The sequence below is a fragment of the Aliidiomarina celeris genome (assembly GCF_003316875.1).
Taxonomy (GTDB): Bacteria; Pseudomonadota; Gammaproteobacteria; order Enterobacterales; family Alteromonadaceae; genus Aliidiomarina; species Aliidiomarina celeris.
In genome coordinates this window covers 395,905-412,998 of the sequence record NZ_QMIL01000001.1, presented here as the reverse complement: position 1 = coordinate 412,998, position 17,094 = coordinate 395,905, and the positions used below count along the sequence as shown (strand labels likewise).

Below are 17,094 nucleotides of genomic sequence, written 5' to 3'. Positions count from 1 at the left end.
TAAAGAGAGCATTATGCATTTACAGGTAGCACAATTGTTTAAAAAAAGCCTTTTCCTCATCGCCGTGTTATTAAACCTCAGTTTTCCCGTGTTTGGATGGGACGACATTAGTGTTGAGGAAATTCAAACCTTAGCGCAAGAAGGTAATTCCGCCGCACAGTTACAGCTGGCGATTATGTACCAGAACGGGCAACGGGTGCCGCAGTCGTATGCAGAAGCGGCAAATTATTATGCTATGGCCGCTGAACAAGGAAACGAATTGGCTGCGACCAACCTAGCAGTGCTCTACGAAAACGGTTTAGGCGTACCGCAGTCTTTTGCCAATGCTGCTACGTTTTACCGTATGGGAGCCGAAAAAGGCGTGGTAACGGCACAGGCAAGCCTGGGTTTTTTCTACCAAAATGGCCAAGGGGTTGAACAAAATGACGCGCAAGCTGTGCACTGGCTACGGCTTGCGGCAGAGCAAGGAAATGCAGACGCGCAGGCAAGTTTAGGGTTTATGTACAGAGCGGGTCGCGGGGTCGAGCGTTCTGACGAACTCGCTGCGCAATGGTATTTAAAATCGGCGGAGCAAGGTAACGCTTGGGCTCAGCATAATTTAGGCGTTATGTTCGATTACGGCCGCGGCGTTGAGCAGTCCGACGAACAGGCAGTTCGATGGTATCAGGCCGCTGCCGAGCAAGGGTATGCATGGGCGCAAAATAATTTAGCCTTCATGCTCGAAAATGGCCGCGGAGCTTCAAGGAATATGCGCGAAGCGGCTTACTGGTACTTGCAAGCGGCCCAGCAAAACCATGCGGGCGCGCAGAATAACATTGCCGCATTGTACCTACGCGGAGAAGGCGTAGAACAAAACTACGACGAGGCATTTCGCTGGTTTAAAATTTCGGCGGAACAGGGTAATGTTTGGGCGCAAAATAGCCTTGGTGAGCTCTACGAAAACGGATTAGGTGTTGAAGCATCTGCTACCGAAGCCTTTCATTGGTACACCCGCGCAGCAGAACAAGGGCACATTGCCGGGCAGTTTAACTTGGGAATTGCATACTTAGAGGGTATCGGTGTTGCTGCGTCGGCGAGCGATGCAGTGCATTGGCTTACGCGAGCGGCAGAGCAGGGTGAGCCGAATGCACAAGCGCAGTTGGGCGCTCTGTACCTCGACGGCATAGGTGTTGAGCAATCGTACGCGCAAGCGGCGCACTACTTGCGCTTGGCGTCGGATCAAGACAATGCGAGCGCGCAAAACCAGCTTGGAGTTCTCTTTGAAAATGGTTTGGGTGTGGAACAGTCGTATGAGCAAGCTTTTCGTTGGTATTTACGCGCTGCCCGTAGCGGCAATATGAGTGCACAGAATAACCTTGGTGTGCTTTATCAGTATGGCCACGGCGTTGAGCAGTCGAATGAAGAAGCCGCTCGTTGGTATCAGCTTGCCGCCGACCAAGGGCATAGCAATGCGCAGGCGGCGCTGGCATTCCTCTATCAGCGTGGCGACGGTGTTGCGCAAGACTTCGACGCTGCCGTTGCACTTTATCAAGCCCCGGCCGACGCCGGCAATGTTGCGGCTCAGGTCAATTTAGCCAAATTATATTTAGCCAGCCAAGGGAGTTCGCCGCGCAATTTGGAGCGCGCCGTTCACTATTTTAAGCTCGCCGCCGAGCAGGGCGACATGACCGCCCAGGGAAGCCTTGCGGAGCTTTATGAATACGGCGACGGGGTAAAGAAAAATTATGAGCGGGCAGCGTTTTGGTATTTAAAGGCCGCCGAGCAAGGTGATATTTGGTCGCAAGCGAGCTTAGGTATTTTATATGAAGATGGCTTAGGGGTAGAGCGTAACTTTACCGAGGCCGTGCGCTGGTATAAACAAGCCGCTGAAGCTGGATTAGCCGCTGCTCAGTCGAACCTAGGGCTCATGTATCGCGCTGGCCGCGGCGTGCAGCAAAATGATCAAGAAGCAGTGCGGTGGTATAGCGCTGCTGCTGAACAGGGATTTGCTGGCGCTCAAACCAATTTAGGTTTTATGTACGAAAACGGATTTGGTGTCGCCCAATCGGAAGCAATGGCAGCACAATGGTATGAAAAAGCGGCTGCGCAGGGGAATGCAAATGCAGCAAATAACCTTGCGATGCTGTTTGAACAAGGGCGTGGTGTTGCGGTGAATTATCAACAAGCACTGCGCTATTACCAACAAGCAGCAGAGCTAGGCCATGCCGGCGCGCAGAATAATTTAGGCCTCATGTTTTATAACGGCGTGGGGGTGGACGTGAACGACCAAGAAGCGCAAAGGTGGTTTGCAGAAGCGGCAGCGCAAGGTCACGAGGGAGCGCTGAACAACCTCGACATGATGCGAGAAGCGGGCCGCGGAGGGCGTTAAATGATATTTCGTTTAGGGCTTATTGATCGGCTTAAGTATTTGGCCGAGCGCATGCTTGGCGGTGGAGCACTGCCGCAACTGCTTATTGTGGTTGCGATTGTACTTATTGTTACCTTATCGGGCGGGCTTGCTGCTTATTTCTACGCCCCGGCAGAAAAGTCGCTATTAGATGAAATATGGTGGGCATTCCTGCGCCTTACGGATCCAGGTTACCTTGGCGACGACAGTGGTGGTGCGCGGAGAGTGATTTCCACAGCATTAACTATTGCCGGTTATGTACTCTTTATGGGTACGCTTGTCGCTATTATGACCCAGTGGTTGTTCCGCCAAATGCGTAATTTAGAGCAGGGTTTAACGCCTGTTACCTTTAAAGATCATCGAGTTATTCTGGGTTGGACCTCACGTACCTTGCCGGTTATTCGTGAATTGCTTGAATACAACAGTAGAGTAAGCGGTGAGCGCCGTATTGCCGTGTTGGCCGACGACATTACCGAAGGGCCAGTAGAAGAAGTGCTTGCCGAGCGCTGGAGTGGGGCACAGCGGCGTAGAGTTGTGTTGCGTTCGGGTTCAAATTTAAATCCGGAACATTTGCACCGCGTGGCCGTGCGCAATGCCAGTTCAATTCTTATTCCGTCGCGTGGGTTACCCACACGAGACACGTCGGCGGCATCGGTGTTGAGCGCCGACGCCGACGTAATAAAAATGCTGCTGTCACTCGACGCGGCCACGGCAGACATGGCGGAAAAGCCGCGGGTAGTGGCTGAGCTTATGGACGCGCAAAAAATTCCAATTGCATTACACACCTACAAGGGCCCACTGCAAATTATACCCGGCGACTTAATTGTTGGCCGAATGCTAGCGCGAGGGGTACTTTACAACGGCGTGCTTTCGGCGGTGAAAGCGTTGTTGTTACAAGCAGGGCAGCCGCAACTTATTCCTGCGCGGTACCCACAATTGGTGGGAAAACCGTGGCGTGACGTGTTCGGCTATTTTGCCGATGCAACCCCGTGTGGAGTGGTTCGTGAGGTCAACGGTAAACGCGAAGCTATGCTGGCACCCGCCCCCGACTACATCATAGGCGATGTGGACTACGTTGTGGTATTGGGCTTGGGTTCAGAGCCGCCTGCGGTGTTAGACAAACCCAAAAAACGCATGATGCTGAAAAACAGAGACAGCCTATGCTATGCAGAAACGGTAGAGCGCCGCCGTATTTTGTGCCTTGGCTGGAGTAGTAAAGTACCCATGGTACTGGAAGAGCTGGCTCGGGAGCCGAAAGCGCGCTTCCACGTGACCTTGGTAAGTTCGCTGTCGGCCGCAGAGCGACAAGCAGAGTTGGCGGGTTTAGACAGCCGTTGGCCGGGGCAACTTGAGTTTGTGCAAGGTGACTTCACCCAGCAAACTCAAATGCAGCGGTTGCAACCTGAGCGATACGACACGGTAATGCTCTTTAGTAGTGATCGACTCGGGTCGGGTGAAGAGGCAGACGCCCGCAGCGTAGTGGGGCTAATGATGTTAGACTACCTACTGAATAAATTGCCGCAGTCGGTAGCACGCCCTTACGTGGTTGTAGAGCTCAACGACCCTAGCAATGAAGTGTATATTGACCATGCGCGGAGCGACGTTATTGTAAGCTCAATGATTGTGAGCCATGTGTTGGCGCAAGTTGCGTTGTACCCTTATTTACGCGTGGTGTATGACGAGTTGCTGTCAAGCCAAGGCGCGCGCTTGAATATAAGGTACTTGCCGAGCTCATTGCACAGAGAGTTAGCGATTGGCGAACTGCAGCAATTTGTTTTGGGTGAGAATGCGGTTTTACTCGGAGTAAATCCGAACGGTAAAGAAGTAAAATTAAACCCACGGCCTGAGCAACGTTTTGTGTTCGGCAGCCGAAGCCAACTTATTGTAATTGAAAACGACACTTCAAATTAACAAGAGACAGACGATATGCGCGTATGCGGTATAGAAATAAAAAGTAATGAAGCCATGCTCTGTTTGCTGGAAAAGAAAGACGGGCTTTTTCAAATCCTCGATTGCCGGCAAACACGCGTGCAGTTGGTAAAAGATCACGACGTAGAAAATATGCGCAAATTTCAGTTTACGCTGCAAAAGCTTGCTGAAGACTACCGTATAAACACTTTTGTAATTAAAGAGCGCCCGCAAAAAGGCAAGTTTGCCGGTGGCGCTGTTGGTTTTAAAATGGAAGCTGCGATTCAGCTGATTGCGCAAACCGACACGCTGATCATGACAGGATCAGAGTACAAAGAGCGAATTAAGCGTAATCCGTTGCCTGTGGACTTTGAAAGTACGGGTTTAAAGAAGTTTCAAGAAACGGCATTTTCTGTGGGGTATGCCTATCTCGCGCATCCTCACCCATTAAAAAACGACGCCTAAACCCAACACACTACCACTTAATGTGTAACGCATAGCCCTCAAAAGGACTGTGCGTTTTCTTTTTTGGGGCATATAACGCGGGATTGCTCAGCGACGGACGAATTGATGCGGGCTAATACTTGAGTGAAATAGTCGGGAAATGTATAATCAACGCATTAAATCCGCTGCTCAAGAGGTTATAGGATGAGTGATCAATTAGACCAAGCGATAGCGCGCAAATACGACGCGGGCTTCGTTTCCGATATTGAGTCTGACACATTCCCTATTGGTTTAGATGAATCTGTTATTGAACGTATTTCTGCGATGAAAAATGAGCCAGAGTGGATGCTCGAGTGGCGTTTACAAGCGTTTCGTTCATGGTTGAAAATGAAAGAGCCTGATTGGGCACATTTAGGCTACGACCCCATTGACTACCAGTCTATTTCCTATTACTCCGCACCAAAGAGTATGAAAGACAAACCGAAGTCGCTCGACGAAGTTGATCCAGAATTGCTTCGCACCTACGAAAAACTCGGTATACCGCTGCATGAGCAAGAAATGCTAGCGGGTGTTGCGGTAGACGCGGTTTTCGACTCGGTGTCCGTGGTGACCACCTTTCGCGAAAAGCTTGAAGAAGCCGGTGTGATTTTTTGCCCTATTTCAGAAGCGATCCAGAAATACCCTGAGTTAGTGAAGAAGTATATTGGTTCAGTGGTGCCAAAAACCGACAACTTTTTTGCAGCATTAAATTGTGCGGTATTTACCGACGGCTCTTTTGTATACATTCCGAAGGGCGTTCGTTGCCCGATGGAATTGTCGACCTACTTCCGTATTAACGAGCTGAACACAGGGCAGTTTGAACGCACATTAATTGTCGCTGACGAAGGCAGCTATGTGAGTTACCTCGAGGGCTGTACAGCACCGCAACGCGACGAGAACCAATTGCACGCAGCAGTGGTTGAACTGGTTGCGCTCGACGACGCGGAAATAAAATACAGTACGGTGCAAAACTGGTACCCCGGCGACGAAAATGGCAAAGGTGGTATTTATAACTTTGTCACCAAACGCGGTGTGTGTGAGAAAAATGCAAAAATATCTTGGACACAAGTAGAAACAGGCTCGGCTATTACTTGGAAGTATCCGAGCTGTATTTTGCGTGGCGACAACAGCGTCGGCGAATTCTACTCAGTGGCACTTACTCGCGGCCGGCAACAGGCCGATACCGGCACCAAAATGATCCACTTGGGGAAAAACACCAAGTCGACCATTATTTCTAAAGGCATTTCCGCGGGTAACAGCAGCAATGCTTACCGCGGGTTGGTGAAAATGGGGCCAGGCGCTGACGGCGCGCGTAACTTTACTGAATGTGATTCGCTGTTAATTGGCGATAAATGCGCAGCGCATACCTTCCCGTATATTGAAAGTTCGAACCCGTCGGCGATTGTGGAGCACGAAGCGACCACGTCAAAAGTAAGTGACGACCAGTTGTTCTTATGCCAACAGCGTGGGCTCGACGAAGAAAAAGCCATTTCTATGATTGTGAATGGTTTTTGTAAAGAAGTATTCAAAGAGTTACCAATGGAGTTTGCGGTTGAAGCAGGCAAACTACTCGAAATTAGTCTCGAAGGTTCAGTGGGGTAAATGATGTTAACCATTAAAGATTTGCAAGCCAGCGTAGAAGATAAAACCATTCTGAAAGGGTTAAACCTAACGGTAAATGCTGGTGAAGTTCATGCAATTATGGGCCCCAATGGCGCGGGTAAAAGTACCTTAGGCTATGTGCTTTCAGGGCGCGAAGGTTATGAGGTAGAGCAGGGTAAAGTTGACTTTGACGGCCATGATTTATTGGACATGGAAGTAGATGAGCGCGCTCAAGCAGGTTTGTTCTTAGCGTTCCAGTATCCGGTTGAAATTCCCGGTGTGAGCAACATGGAATTTATGAAAGAAAGCGTGAATACAGTGCGTAAGGCGCGCGGTGAAGAGCCTTATACTGCCGCGGAATTCTTGAAGATTGCAAAAGCAGCAAGCCAGCAGGTGAACTTGCCGCTCGACTTTTTAAAACGTGGCGTAAATGAAGGTTTTTCCGGCGGTGAGAAAAAGCGCAACGAAATTATGCAAATGATTCTGCTCGAGCCAAAGCTTTGTATTTTGGACGAGTCGGACTCTGGACTCGATATTGACGCTTTGAAAGTAGTTGCAGACGGCGTAAATAGCCAACGCGACGGTAAGCGCAGCTTTATTGTGGTCACCCATTATCAGCGCTTGCTCGACTTTATTGAACCCGACTTTGTACACATTTTAGCCGATGGCAAAATTGTCAAAAGTGGTGGCCCAGAGTTGGCAAAAGAAGTAGAAGCTTCTGGCTACGCTTGGCTCGACAATGGTGATGCCACCGCAACACAAGGAGCCACAGCATGAGTGAATGGTTAGCCTCTGTTGTCGACCGTGCTGAGCGGGTAGATGACTGGTTAAGCCCCGCTCGGCAACAAGCTCTGCAGCGTTTGCTTGAACAGCGCTGGCCAACACGGCGCACTGAAGCGTGGCGTTATACGTCTTTGCATACGTTGGAAAAATTACAGCTACCTTTGGCGTCAGCGGCCGAAAATAGCACGAGCGAAATACCAGTTATTGATGGTTTGCAGAGTCTCGACTTTGTTTTTGAAAACGGCCAATTTGTCGGTGTTGCAGAGGCTGGGCATAAACCGCAACCGCTTGAGCAGGCAAGGTTGCCGAACGGTTTGTCGGTGCACGCATTGCTTGACAGTGCCAACACAGAACTATCGGCGTTTAATAAAGCGAAACCAAGCCACCACTTGTTTGGCTTGGTGAACGATGTGCTGGCTCAGCAAGGATTGGTTATTCACATTAAGGCTGGTGCTACGGTGGCTCAGCCCATTCGGGTTGTGAATCGGTTAAGTGCCGATGTGGAGTCTCATCATCGTGTGTTAGTGGTGGTGGGTGAAGGCGCCAAAGCAACCGTGATTGAGCATGGCTTTGGCAGTTGCGCCAGTGTGTCAACGGCATTCGCTGAATTTACTTTAGCGGCAAACAGCCAGTTGGAGCACTATCGGTTCGCATTGCATGGTGGCGAAGCGCAGTTTTTTGGCGGTAGCCACTTTAACTTGGGTGAGCATGCACGGTTAAATAGTACGGTGGTAGGGTATGGTAGCCAGATTAGCCGCCTCGACATTGACTTAAACCACGTGGGCGAGCACGCCTATGCAAAAATGAATGCGGTTTATTTGCTGGCCCCGAAAGAACATTTTGACCTGCATACCAGCATTGAACATATGGTTCCCAACGGCACGACAGAAGAAAATGCGCGCGGGATTGTTGGCGATAAAGCACGCGCGGTATTTAACGGTCGTATTCATATTCATCGTGACGCGCAGAAAACCTTGGCCGAACTGAATAACCGCAATTTGCTGTTGTCGCGTGGTGGCCATATTGCCACGAAACCTGAGCTTGAAATTTATGCCGATGATGTGCAGTGCGCGCACGGTGCTACAGTAGCTGAAATTGCAGAAAAAGAGCTGTATTACCTGCAAACACGCGGTATTCCGCGTAGCCAAGCATTGGTCATGTTGAACTTCGGCTTTATTCAAGAGCTCGTAAACCAAATGCCCAACAAAGCCATATCTGAATGGCTTGCGCCGCAATTGCGTGAGCGCTTTACTGCCATGGAGCAAAAATGAGTTTCGATATTGCCGCTATTCGCGCTCAGTTTCCGATTTTGTCGCGCCAAGTGCACGGAAAGCCGTTAGTGTACCTCGACAATGCCGCAACTACGCAAAAACCGCAGGCCGTTATTGACGCTCTTGTTCGCTTTTATAGCGAGTGCAATTCTAATGTTCACCGCGGTGCGCATTATTTAAGTGACGAAGCAACGCGCCGCTATGAACATGCGCGTGACGTTGTGGCGAACTTTTTGAACGCCAACCGCCGTGAAGAAGTGATTTGGACCAGCGGTACAACGGAAGGCATTAATATTGTTGCCAAGGGCATGGCGGAGCGGTTGCAGGCGAACGACGAAGTGTTAGTTACAGAGCTTGAACACCATGCCAATTTGGTCACTTGGCAACAAGCGTGTAAAAAGGCGGGGGCAACGCTAAAGGTAGCGCCGATTTTAAATAACGGTGCGTTAGACCAAGCTGCTTTCGCCGCATTGCTGTCGAGCCAAACCGCGTTTGTGGCGATGCCGCACGTGTCGAATGCGCTAGGCACGGTAAACCCTGTACAGGCATTAACTCGAACTGTGCGTGAAAAGTCGCCGCGCGCTCTGGTACTGGTTGACGGCGCGCAAGGTGTGGCACACGGCGATGTAAACGTGCAGAGCATTGACTGTGACTTTTATGCTTTTTCTGGCCATAAATTATTTGGCCCAACGGGTGTTGGTGCTTTATGGGGCCGTTATTCGGTACTCGAAGACTGGCCAGTATGGCTTACTGGTGGCGAAATGATTGCGTCGGTAAGTTATCAAGACGCAACCTGGGGCGCATTACCGAACCGGCTCGAGGCGGGTACACCTAATATTGCTGGTGCGGTAGGTATGGCGGCCGCTATAGAATGGTTTAGTGCGCTGCCTCTAGTTGAAGTGAAACAACATGAAGCGCAACTTATCGAGCGCGCTGTTGCGCTTGGTGAAGAATTTGATGGCTTAACATTAGTGGGCAATGCGCCGGAAAAAATAGGTGTGTATAGCTTTAATTTAAACGGCATACACCCAGCCGATGTGGGCTTTATTTTGGATCGGCAGGGCATTGCAATTCGCACCGGCGACCATTGTGCGCAGCCATTAATGAAACGGCTAGGTGTGCCCGGAACCGCACGCGCGTCGTTTTCGATATACAATACAATAGACGAAGTTGAGCAGTTATTTATAGGCTTGCGTAAAGCGAAAGAAATGCTGAGCTGAGGAGTGATGATGTCGGTTGAAACTTACGTACCGGAAAAAAAGGTACCCAATACACCTGTGGTAACGGCTACCGCGAGCGCGGTAAAACACTTTGAACAGAAGCTGAAAGCAATGCCGGGTAAAATTATTCGTTTGAGCACCAAACTGAGTGGCTGTACCGGCTTCGCTTATGTGGTGGATTATGCCAATGAGCCAGCGGCCGATGACGAAGTGGTGACGCTTTCCGATACTGTGGTTGTTGCAGTAGCGAAAGACGCACTGCCTATTTTAAAAAATACTGAGCTGGATTATGTAAAAGAAGGCATTAACGGTATTTTGAAGTTTAATAATCCAAATGTTGTTGACGCCTGTGGTTGTGGCGAAAGCTTCAGTGTGGCTTAAGCGTAAACGACTACGGAGACGGAGCGGGCGTTCATAACCATGCAAAAAATTGTAACCTTAAGCCGTGAGTGCAAAGCACGAAAAGTACCAAGTGGCGAAGTAAAAGTACTACCGGCTGGGGAGTTTGTGAATATTACCCAAGATCTAGGGGGTAATTACACGATTACTTGGCAAGGTAATATGTGGCGTATAGACGGTACCGACGCCGACGCTTTAGGCCGTAAGCCCACAGTGCTGAATTTTACCACGCCGAGCAATGGTGAAATCTCTGAAACCCAAGTATGGGAAGCGTTGGAATCGGTTTATGATCCTGAAATTCCAATAAACTTGGTGTCTTTGGGATTGATTTATAAGGTCGCGATTGAGCAAAGCTCAGGTACGGTGCGTATCGACATGACGTTAACAGCGCCGGGGTGTGGCATGGGGCCTGTACTCGTTGGCGATGTTGAGTATCGTGTCGGTATGGTGCCATTTGTGAAAGAAGTGGTGGTTGACTTAGTGTTTGATCCCCCTTGGTCGCGCGACAAAATGAGTGAAGAAGCACAGCTTGAAGCCGGTTTATTCTTCTAATTCATGCTTTAAACAGAGAGCGCTATGAATTTACCTTCAGTACAAGAAATTATCGACGACATTGAATTTCTCGATGATTGGGAATCGCGTTATCAATACATTATCGACCTAGGTAAGCAACTGCCGGAAATGCCAGAAGCGGACCGCTTGCCTGAGTTAAAAGTGAAAGGTTGCCAAAGCGACGTGTGGCTGATTACACAAACGGAAGGGGATACGCTGCACTTTCGGGTGTATAGCGACGCCATGATTGTAAAAGGCCTGTTAGCGCTCGTTATGGCAGCATACAACCATAAAACAGCGGCAGAAATAACCGCATTTGATATTGAAGGCTTTTTTCAAGCCATTGATTTGGAAAAGCATTTGTCGCCGACGCGGGGCAATGGGCTCAAAGCTATTGTGGCAAAAATACAAACGACCGCAGCCCACGCTTTGTAACACCGCTTTTTATCAAGTCGGTTGAACCGGAATTCGAGTAAACGCAGAGGCGTGCTTGTGTTCCGGTTTTCTACTGATCGGGTGGTCGACTAACGGCGAAGCGTTCATCGTTAAGCTTCCTAGTGATATCTCGTCGAGAAAGTTAGCAATTCGGTCACTCAATTCAGACCAAAGATTGTGCGTCAGGCATTTTTCGCCACCACGGCAATTCGCCTTTCCATTACAACGGGTTGCGTCTATAGACTCATTCACCGCTTGAATGATTTTGCCCACCGAAATAGCCTCAGCAGGACCCACTAAACGATAACCACCACCAGGCCCGCGTACGCTTTCCACTAATTGCGCGCGCCGTAGCTTCGAAAACAGCTGCTCTAAATACGAAAGAGAAATGTCTTGGCGTTCAGCAATGTCAGACAGGGGAACGGGACTCTCGTTGCCATAAATTGCAACGTCGAGCATAGCAGTTACCGCGTAACGACCTTTTGATGTAAGCCTCATGTGTTTAATCCCCCATGCATTCGAAATGGCCGCCAGCCTGAACATAAGTATTTTGAACAATAACGCGAGTGTCACATAACTTGAGTGTTTTAGTCAAGTATAGGGGAGGCCACATATTTCCCGCTGCGGCAATTAAAAAGCCCGCAATTGCGGGCTTTGAATGCGCTATCGAAAGCGAGTGGATACTGCTTAACGGGGGCCGGGTGGCGTGTGTTGCTCTACCCAGTTTCGGACCTCGTTGTACCAGTAAATTGAATTGTTGGGCTTGAGTATCCAGTGGTTTTCGTCGGGAAAGTAAATTAACCGCGACTCCACGCCTTTACTCTGTAAGGTTCGAAATAATTCGAAACTTTGCCCAAAGGGTACGCGTAAATCGCGCTGGCCGTGAATGAGTAGAGCGGGCGTGTCGAAATTTTCGGCAAAATAGTGGGGCGAAATTTCTTTATAAATGTCGTTCTCCCAATAATGACCAAAACGTTCGGCGTGTACGGCAAAGTCGGCCGACATTTGCGAATACATATTGTATACCGGCGCGTGAATAAGAAGCGCATTAAACGGATGTTCTTTGCCGAGCAAAATTGTACTTAAATAGCCGCCGTAACTTGCACCGCCGGCGAACAAACGGTCGTTATCAATCCATGGCTTTTCTTGAAAGTAGTTCGCGGCTGCAATGGTGTCGGCATAAGGTGCCGTGATCCAGTCGGGGTTAATGGCGTCGGTAAAGTCTTGGCCAAAACCACTTGAACCATGAAAGTTGTGCCACGCGGTTACATAACCCCAAGAGGCGAAGGTTTGCGCGTTCCAACGATAATGGAAGCCGTTGGTAATTGCGCTATGAGGGCCGCCATGAATAAGTAAGAACAGTGGATACTTTTTACTTGAGTCGAAACCGGGCGGGTAATGAATCCACATTTGTATGTCTTGGCCATTATGGCCTTTGTAAGTGACCGACTCAAAAGTACCAAAGTTTACATTTGCTAAACGTTCATCATTAAAGGTGTCTAAACGTGTGGTTGAGCCGTTACGCGTATTCACACGAACAAGTTGGGCCGGGTGTAAAAAGCTCTCGTTGGTTGCAATTAAAACGCCATTGTTGGCAATGCTGAGACCGCCAAAATTCGATTCGCCGGTAATGGCTCGAACTGCACCACGGCGCGCGTCAATATGATAGATTCGAGAAGTCGCTTGGTCGTCAATCGCGCCATAAAAACCGCGGCTGTCTGGCGTCCACACAAGGCCGCGTACGCTGCGGTCCCAGTCTTCGGTAAGCACACGTTGCGTGCCGCGTTGCATGTCGTGTAAAACTAAGTTGGCATTGTCGGCGTAAAAGCCGCGAATGCGTTGGCGAACGAAGGCTAGCGCAGCACCATTGGGGCTGAACATGGGTTGCGTGTCGGGGCCGTCGTTCTCTTCGGTAATGTTGCGTGCGGAATTTTCCCCTATACGCGCTAAAAATAAATCAATTTTAGGGCTTACACCGTTGTTCGTACTGTCGGCGGTAAATGCAATCCAAGTTTCTGTGGGATCAATGTCATAGCTCGAGGCACTTTGCGAAGAGCGAGGTAGCTCAATTCCCAGTGGCTGCGTGAGAGCCTCTACTGTAGCTAAACTGGCTTCGCTTGGCTGTGCCGGGATACGAAATACATGAGCCTGCCGATTCTCGGCAATGTAGTGGTCGAATTGTGAATAGGGCAGCGCGTTCCACTGGTGTGCAGACACATGAGAAGATGATTCCGCTTTTAATGTGTCGCGCATTTCAGCCCAGCTTTGGTCGGGAAAAACGCGACTGATAAAATAAATATGATTGCCAACCCATTTTATGCCGTGTACGCCGGTAGGTACGTCGGTGAGCCTTACCGCTTCACCCGGTTCGTTCAAGGGGAGAATATAAACTTGCCCAGTGTCGTCGTTGTTGCGCTGGCTAATAAACGCTAAGGCATTGCCGTTGGGCGAGAATGTGGCTTCGCTAACACGCTGACCTTCAGCGGTAAGTGGCCGCTGCACGTTGCCGTTGGCAGAGAATAGATAAAGCTGCGTATGGCCTTTGTCACTGCCGAGGTCGTAACGGGTAACGGGCGCTACAATATAATTTCCTTGCGGCGAAATTTTGGGCGAGCCGATACGCTCCAGTTGCCATAAAAGCTCGGCAGACAAAGGCTGCTTGGTTGTTTCTGCCTGCAGACTTGGCGTGTAGCCAAGCAGTAGGGCAAAGGCGACCAAAACCCACCCCGAATTCGATATTTTCATGGTTAAACTCCAATGGTTAGCGAACAAATTTTTGAGTTTTCTTTTTTACCTGAATTACTGGCTTTCTGCTAGTTCCATTGTTCGTACTTATATCCTCGCTTGAATGGGCGAGAGTTTGCGGCGAAATGGCGAAAGAATGACATGACGCGTAGGGCTCAGATTGATAAAACAACGTAAAAGTGGCATAATCTACGCCCTTTATTTGACCCCATTTACTCACGATTCACCGCTTATACGAGGGTGGTTTGACGAACAGGAATGACTATGTCAATTGATAACCCAACCATTATTTATACCGAAACCGACGAGGCACCGCGCCTTGCTACTTATTCTTTGCTGCCGATTGTGCAAACCTTTACCCAGGCAGCCGGTATTAAGGTAGAAACCCGCGACATTTCCCTAGCGGGCCGTGTAATTGCTGTGTTCCCTGAATATTTGCAAGAAGAGCAGCGTATTCCAGACGCTTTGGCTGAGCTGGGGGAGTTGGCCAAAACGCCGGCAGCAAACATCATTAAATTGCCTAATATTAGCGCCTCTATTCCACAGCTAACGGCAACCATTAAAGAATTGCAAAGCCAAGGTTATGCGCTGCCAGACTATCCGTTTAATCCGCAAACAGACGAAGAACACGAAATTCGTGCTCGTTATGATCGGGTCAAAGGCTCGGCGGTGAACCCTGTGTTGCGCGAAGGAAACTCTGATCGTCGTGCTCCTGCCAGTGTAAAGAACTACGTGAAAAAGCACCCGCATAAAATGGGCGCATGGAGCAGTGACTCTAAAACACATGTTGCACATATGACCGAGGGTGACTTTTATGGGAGCGAGCAGTCGGCCACCATGGCGAACGACGACACCTTGAAGATTGTGCTTAACCACAACGGCGAGCAAAAAGTACTCAAAAGTGGCGTAAAGGTATTGGCCGGAGAAGTAGTAGACGCGGCAGTAATGCGTAAAGCCAAGTTAACCGAATTCTTCGAGCAAGAAACTGCCGCTGCAAAAGAGCAGGGCGTATTGTTGTCGTTGCACCTCAAGGCAACCATGATGAAGGTTTCAGATCCAATTATGTTTGGACATGCGGTAAACGTTTACTACCGCGACGTGCTGAACAAGTATGCTGCAGAAATACAAGAAATTGGCTTTGACGCTACCAATGGTATTGGCGACCTGTATGCAAAATTGGAAAAATTGCCTGCCGATAAAGCGGCTGCGATTGAAGCTGACATGCAAGCGATATATAGCCAACAGCCGCCGCTTGCTATGGTGAATTCAGACAAAGGTATCACCAACTTACACGTGCCAAGCGACATTATTATTGACGCCTCAATGCCGGCAATGATTCGTGACTCGGGTAAAATGTGGACTGCAGAGAACACTCAAGCAGACACCAAGGCCATGATCCCTGACCGTTGTTACGCTGGCGTATACCAAGCTACGATCGATTTTTGTAAAGCGAACGGTGCATTTGATCCTGCAACTATGGGCACAGTACCAAACGTAGGCTTGATGGCGCAAAAAGCAGAAGAGTATGGCTCACACGACAAGACCTTTGAAATCGCCGCTGCCGGAACTGTGCAAGTGCTAGACAGTAAGGGCACTGTAGTGTTTGAGCATGCGGTAGAAGAAGGCGACATTTGGCGTATGTGCCAAGTGAAAGACGCGCCTATTCGCGACTGGGTAAAACTTGCAGTTAATCGGTCGCGTTTGAGTGGTATGCCAGCCGTGTTCTGGCTCGACAGTAACCGGGCTCACGACGCACAGTTAATCGCAAAAGTAGAGCGTTACTTAGCAGAGCATGACACTGAAGGCTTAGACATTCAGATTATGAGCCCAGTAGACGCAACGCTTCATTCTTTGCAGCGCATGAAAGATGGCAAAGACACCATTTCAGTAACAGGAAACGTGTTACGTGACTACCTTACTGATCTGTTCCCAATTTTAGAGTTGAATACCTCGGCAAAGATGTTGTCGATCGTGCCTCTTATGAATGGCGGTGGTCTATTCGAGACGGGTGCAGGTGGTTCGGCACCAAAGCATGTTCAGCAATTCGTGCAAGAAAACCACTTGCGTTGGGACTCGTTGGGTGAGTTTTTAGCACTCGCTGCGTCATTGGAACACTTGAGCAATGTAACGGGTAATAAACGCGCTAAAGTGCTAGCCGATACGCTTGATCAAGCCACCGCAATGTTCCTGGAGAATAACAAGTCGCCATCGCGTAAAGCCGGTGAACTCGACAACCGTGGTAGCCATTTCTATTTAGCGATGTATTGGGCGCAAGCAGTAGCCGCTCAAACAGAAGACGCGGAGTTGCGTGAGCGTTTTGCGGGACTTGCAACAGCGCTAACGGAGAACGAAGCCGCTATTGTGGAACAACTCAATACTGTGCAGGGCGTTGCCGTAGAAATAGGTGGTTATTACCAACCTAATCCAGAGCTTGTTGCCAAAGCTATGCGCCCTAGCGATCTGTTGAACGAGGCGCTTGCGGCGGTTTAATCCGCTGCCCGTTGCTACGCTCATACAGATTAATGTTTTTAAAAAGGCACCCTCGGGTGCCTTTTTCTATTTTAAGCTTGCCAAGCCAAGGTCGGATGAGTAAGGTTTAACCATTATGTGATTGGCCACGCAAGGTTAGAACTTATGGATTATGAAGCGTTACTCGACGTTGCGCTGAAAGAAGCACGTAAAGGCTTTGAAGAAGGCGGTGTACCTGTAGGTGCTGCGCTCTTTGACGCAAACGGTAAGCTATTGGGCCGAGGGCGAAACAGGCGTGTGCAAGACAATGACCCTTCTGTACACGGAGAAACCGACGCATTTCGCAAAGCAGGGCGGCAAACCAATTACCGCGACAAAGTATTAGTTACTACCTTAGCGCCGTGCTGGTATTGTTCAGGTTTAATCCGACAGTTTAATATCGGCACTGTGGTTGTGGGTGAGTCGAAAAATTTCAGCGGGCATTTAGACTGGCTGCGGGAAGCCGGAGTAAAGGTTATTGAAATGGACGACGACCGTTGTACAGAACTTATGGCGGACTTTATAGAGCGTTGCCCTGAAATATGGAACGAAGACATTGGCGAGTGTGCGCACTCATAGAGCATATTCAATTGAAAAAGCGCTGGCGAAAGCGCTTTTTTCTTGCGTGTAGCAGAGGTAAGCAGCAAGCTTCGAAATGAAGTGGAGTACCGTGCAGGTAACGTGCCGGTGACGTGCAGGTAAATAGTGTAATGAGTTGTTACATTCTAATTCAAACGTGCACGCATTTTTCCACTAAAATAGGTGTGTTAAAATTTGGTAACTTCACGAACGAATAACTTCA

At 49.4% G+C, this 17,094-nt stretch carries 14 protein-coding genes; 12 read left to right on the top strand and 2 right to left on the bottom strand.

Annotated elements, in window-relative coordinates; genetic code table 11:
- Positions 1-13: 13 nt before the first annotated feature.
- From DQW12_RS01940 to DQW12_RS01895, 10 genes are all read left to right on the top strand, one after another.
- Entirely contained in the window at positions 14-2,368 is a 2,355-nt protein-coding gene (locus tag DQW12_RS01940; RefSeq protein WP_198683878.1) for an SEL1-like repeat protein, read from the top strand.
- The gene (locus tag DQW12_RS01935) at positions 2,369-4,297 is read left to right on the top strand and encodes a hypothetical protein (RefSeq protein WP_113906036.1); all 1,929 of its coding nucleotides are present in this window, start codon (positions 2,369-2,371) and stop codon (positions 4,295-4,297) included. It abuts the gene before it with no gap.
- 15 nt (positions 4,298-4,312) lie between these two features.
- The gene (locus tag DQW12_RS01930; protein ID WP_113906034.1) at positions 4,313-4,759 is read left to right on the top strand and encodes a DUF3010 family protein; all 447 of its coding nucleotides are present in this window, start codon (positions 4,313-4,315) and stop codon (positions 4,757-4,759) included.
- 183 nt (positions 4,760-4,942) lie between these two features.
- Positions 4,943-6,379, top strand: a complete 1,437-nt coding sequence (gene sufB / locus DQW12_RS01925; protein ID WP_113906032.1) for a Fe-S cluster assembly protein SufB — start codon at positions 4,943-4,945, stop codon at positions 6,377-6,379.
- A gap of 3 nt (positions 6,380-6,382) precedes the next feature.
- On the top strand, positions 6,383-7,156 hold the full coding sequence (gene sufC, locus DQW12_RS01920; protein ID WP_113906594.1) for a Fe-S cluster assembly ATPase SufC: 774 nt from the start codon (positions 6,383-6,385) through the stop codon (positions 7,154-7,156).
- A complete protein-coding gene (gene sufD, locus DQW12_RS01915) occupies positions 7,153-8,433 on the top strand; it encodes a Fe-S cluster assembly protein SufD (protein WP_113906030.1) in 1,281 nt (426 codons plus the stop codon). The genes sufC and sufD overlap by 4 nt, the downstream gene beginning before the upstream one ends.
- Complete coding sequence (locus tag DQW12_RS01910; protein WP_113906028.1) at positions 8,430-9,653, top strand: aminotransferase class V-fold PLP-dependent enzyme; 1,224 nt, start codon at positions 8,430-8,432, stop codon at positions 9,651-9,653. Before sufD ends, DQW12_RS01910 begins: the two co-directional genes overlap by 4 nt.
- Positions 9,654-9,662: 9 nt before the next feature.
- Entirely contained in the window at positions 9,663-10,034 is a 372-nt protein-coding gene (locus DQW12_RS01905; protein WP_113906026.1) for a HesB/IscA family protein, read from the top strand.
- Between the two features lie 39 nt (positions 10,035-10,073).
- Positions 10,074-10,604 carry a putative Fe-S cluster assembly protein SufT gene (gene sufT, locus DQW12_RS01900; RefSeq protein WP_113906024.1) on the top strand — a complete coding sequence of 177 codons (531 nt, stop codon included), beginning with the start codon at positions 10,074-10,076 and terminating at the stop codon, positions 10,602-10,604.
- Between the two features lie 24 nt (positions 10,605-10,628).
- Positions 10,629-11,039: a SufE family protein gene (locus DQW12_RS01895; protein WP_113906023.1), complete on the top strand. Its 411-nt coding sequence runs from the start codon at positions 10,629-10,631 to the stop codon at positions 11,037-11,039.
- 12 nt (positions 11,040-11,051) lie between these two features.
- On the opposite strand, the gene DQW12_RS01890 is transcribed toward DQW12_RS01895, so the two are convergent.
- On the bottom strand, positions 11,052-11,537 hold the full coding sequence (locus DQW12_RS01890) for a Fe-S cluster assembly transcription factor (protein ID WP_113906021.1): 486 nt from the start codon (positions 11,535-11,537) through the stop codon (positions 11,052-11,054).
- Positions 11,538-11,726: 189 nt separating this feature from the next.
- Positions 11,727-13,784: a S9 family peptidase gene (locus DQW12_RS01885; protein WP_113906019.1), complete on the bottom strand. Its 2,058-nt coding sequence runs from the start codon at positions 13,782-13,784 to the stop codon at positions 11,727-11,729.
- Positions 13,785-14,048: 264 nt separating this feature from the next.
- Here DQW12_RS01885 and DQW12_RS01880 point away from each other — a divergent pair, with 264 nt between their 5' ends.
- Both DQW12_RS01880 and DQW12_RS01875 read left to right on the top strand, forming a co-directional pair.
- Positions 14,049-16,274 carry an NADP-dependent isocitrate dehydrogenase gene (locus tag DQW12_RS01880; protein ID WP_113906016.1) on the top strand — a complete coding sequence of 742 codons (2,226 nt, stop codon included), beginning with the start codon at positions 14,049-14,051 and terminating at the stop codon, positions 16,272-16,274.
- A gap of 144 nt (positions 16,275-16,418) precedes the next feature.
- On the top strand, positions 16,419-16,871 hold the full coding sequence (locus DQW12_RS01875) for a nucleoside deaminase (RefSeq protein WP_113906014.1): 453 nt from the start codon (positions 16,419-16,421) through the stop codon (positions 16,869-16,871).
- The last annotated feature ends 223 nt before the right edge of the window (positions 16,872-17,094 follow it).

What these genes read in the sequence shown, in the direction of transcription:
- DQW12_RS01880 (WP_113906016.1), top strand. Translation starts at nt 14,049, where the DNA reads ATGTCAATTGATAACCCAACCATTATTTATACCGAAACCGACGAGGCA.
- DQW12_RS01905 (WP_113906026.1), top strand. Translation starts at nt 9,663, where the DNA reads ATGTCGGTTGAAACTTACGTACCGGAAAAAAAGGTACCCAATACACCT.
- DQW12_RS01930 (WP_113906034.1), top strand. Translation starts at nt 4,313, where the DNA reads ATGCGCGTATGCGGTATAGAAATAAAAAGTAATGAAGCCATGCTCTGT.
- sufB (WP_113906032.1), top strand. Translation starts at nt 4,943, where the DNA reads ATGAGTGATCAATTAGACCAAGCGATAGCGCGCAAATACGACGCGGGC.
- sufD (WP_113906030.1), top strand. Translation starts at nt 7,153, where the DNA reads ATGAGTGAATGGTTAGCCTCTGTTGTCGACCGTGCTGAGCGGGTAGAT.
- DQW12_RS01885 (WP_113906019.1), bottom strand. Translation starts at nt 13,784, where the DNA reads ATGAAAATATCGAATTCGGGGTGGGTTTTGGTCGCCTTTGCCCTACTG.
- DQW12_RS01940 (WP_198683878.1), top strand. Translation starts at nt 14, where the DNA reads ATGCATTTACAGGTAGCACAATTGTTTAAAAAAAGCCTTTTCCTCATC.
- sufC (WP_113906594.1), top strand. Translation starts at nt 6,383, where the DNA reads ATGTTAACCATTAAAGATTTGCAAGCCAGCGTAGAAGATAAAACCATT.
- DQW12_RS01875 (WP_113906014.1), top strand. Translation starts at nt 16,419, where the DNA reads ATGGATTATGAAGCGTTACTCGACGTTGCGCTGAAAGAAGCACGTAAA.
- sufT (WP_113906024.1), top strand. Translation starts at nt 10,074, where the DNA reads ATGCAAAAAATTGTAACCTTAAGCCGTGAGTGCAAAGCACGAAAAGTA.
- DQW12_RS01890 (WP_113906021.1), bottom strand. Translation starts at nt 11,537, where the DNA reads ATGAGGCTTACATCAAAAGGTCGTTACGCGGTAACTGCTATGCTCGAC.
- DQW12_RS01935 (WP_113906036.1), top strand. Translation starts at nt 2,369, where the DNA reads ATGATATTTCGTTTAGGGCTTATTGATCGGCTTAAGTATTTGGCCGAG.
- DQW12_RS01895 (WP_113906023.1), top strand. Translation starts at nt 10,629, where the DNA reads ATGAATTTACCTTCAGTACAAGAAATTATCGACGACATTGAATTTCTC.
- DQW12_RS01910 (WP_113906028.1), top strand. Translation starts at nt 8,430, where the DNA reads ATGAGTTTCGATATTGCCGCTATTCGCGCTCAGTTTCCGATTTTGTCG.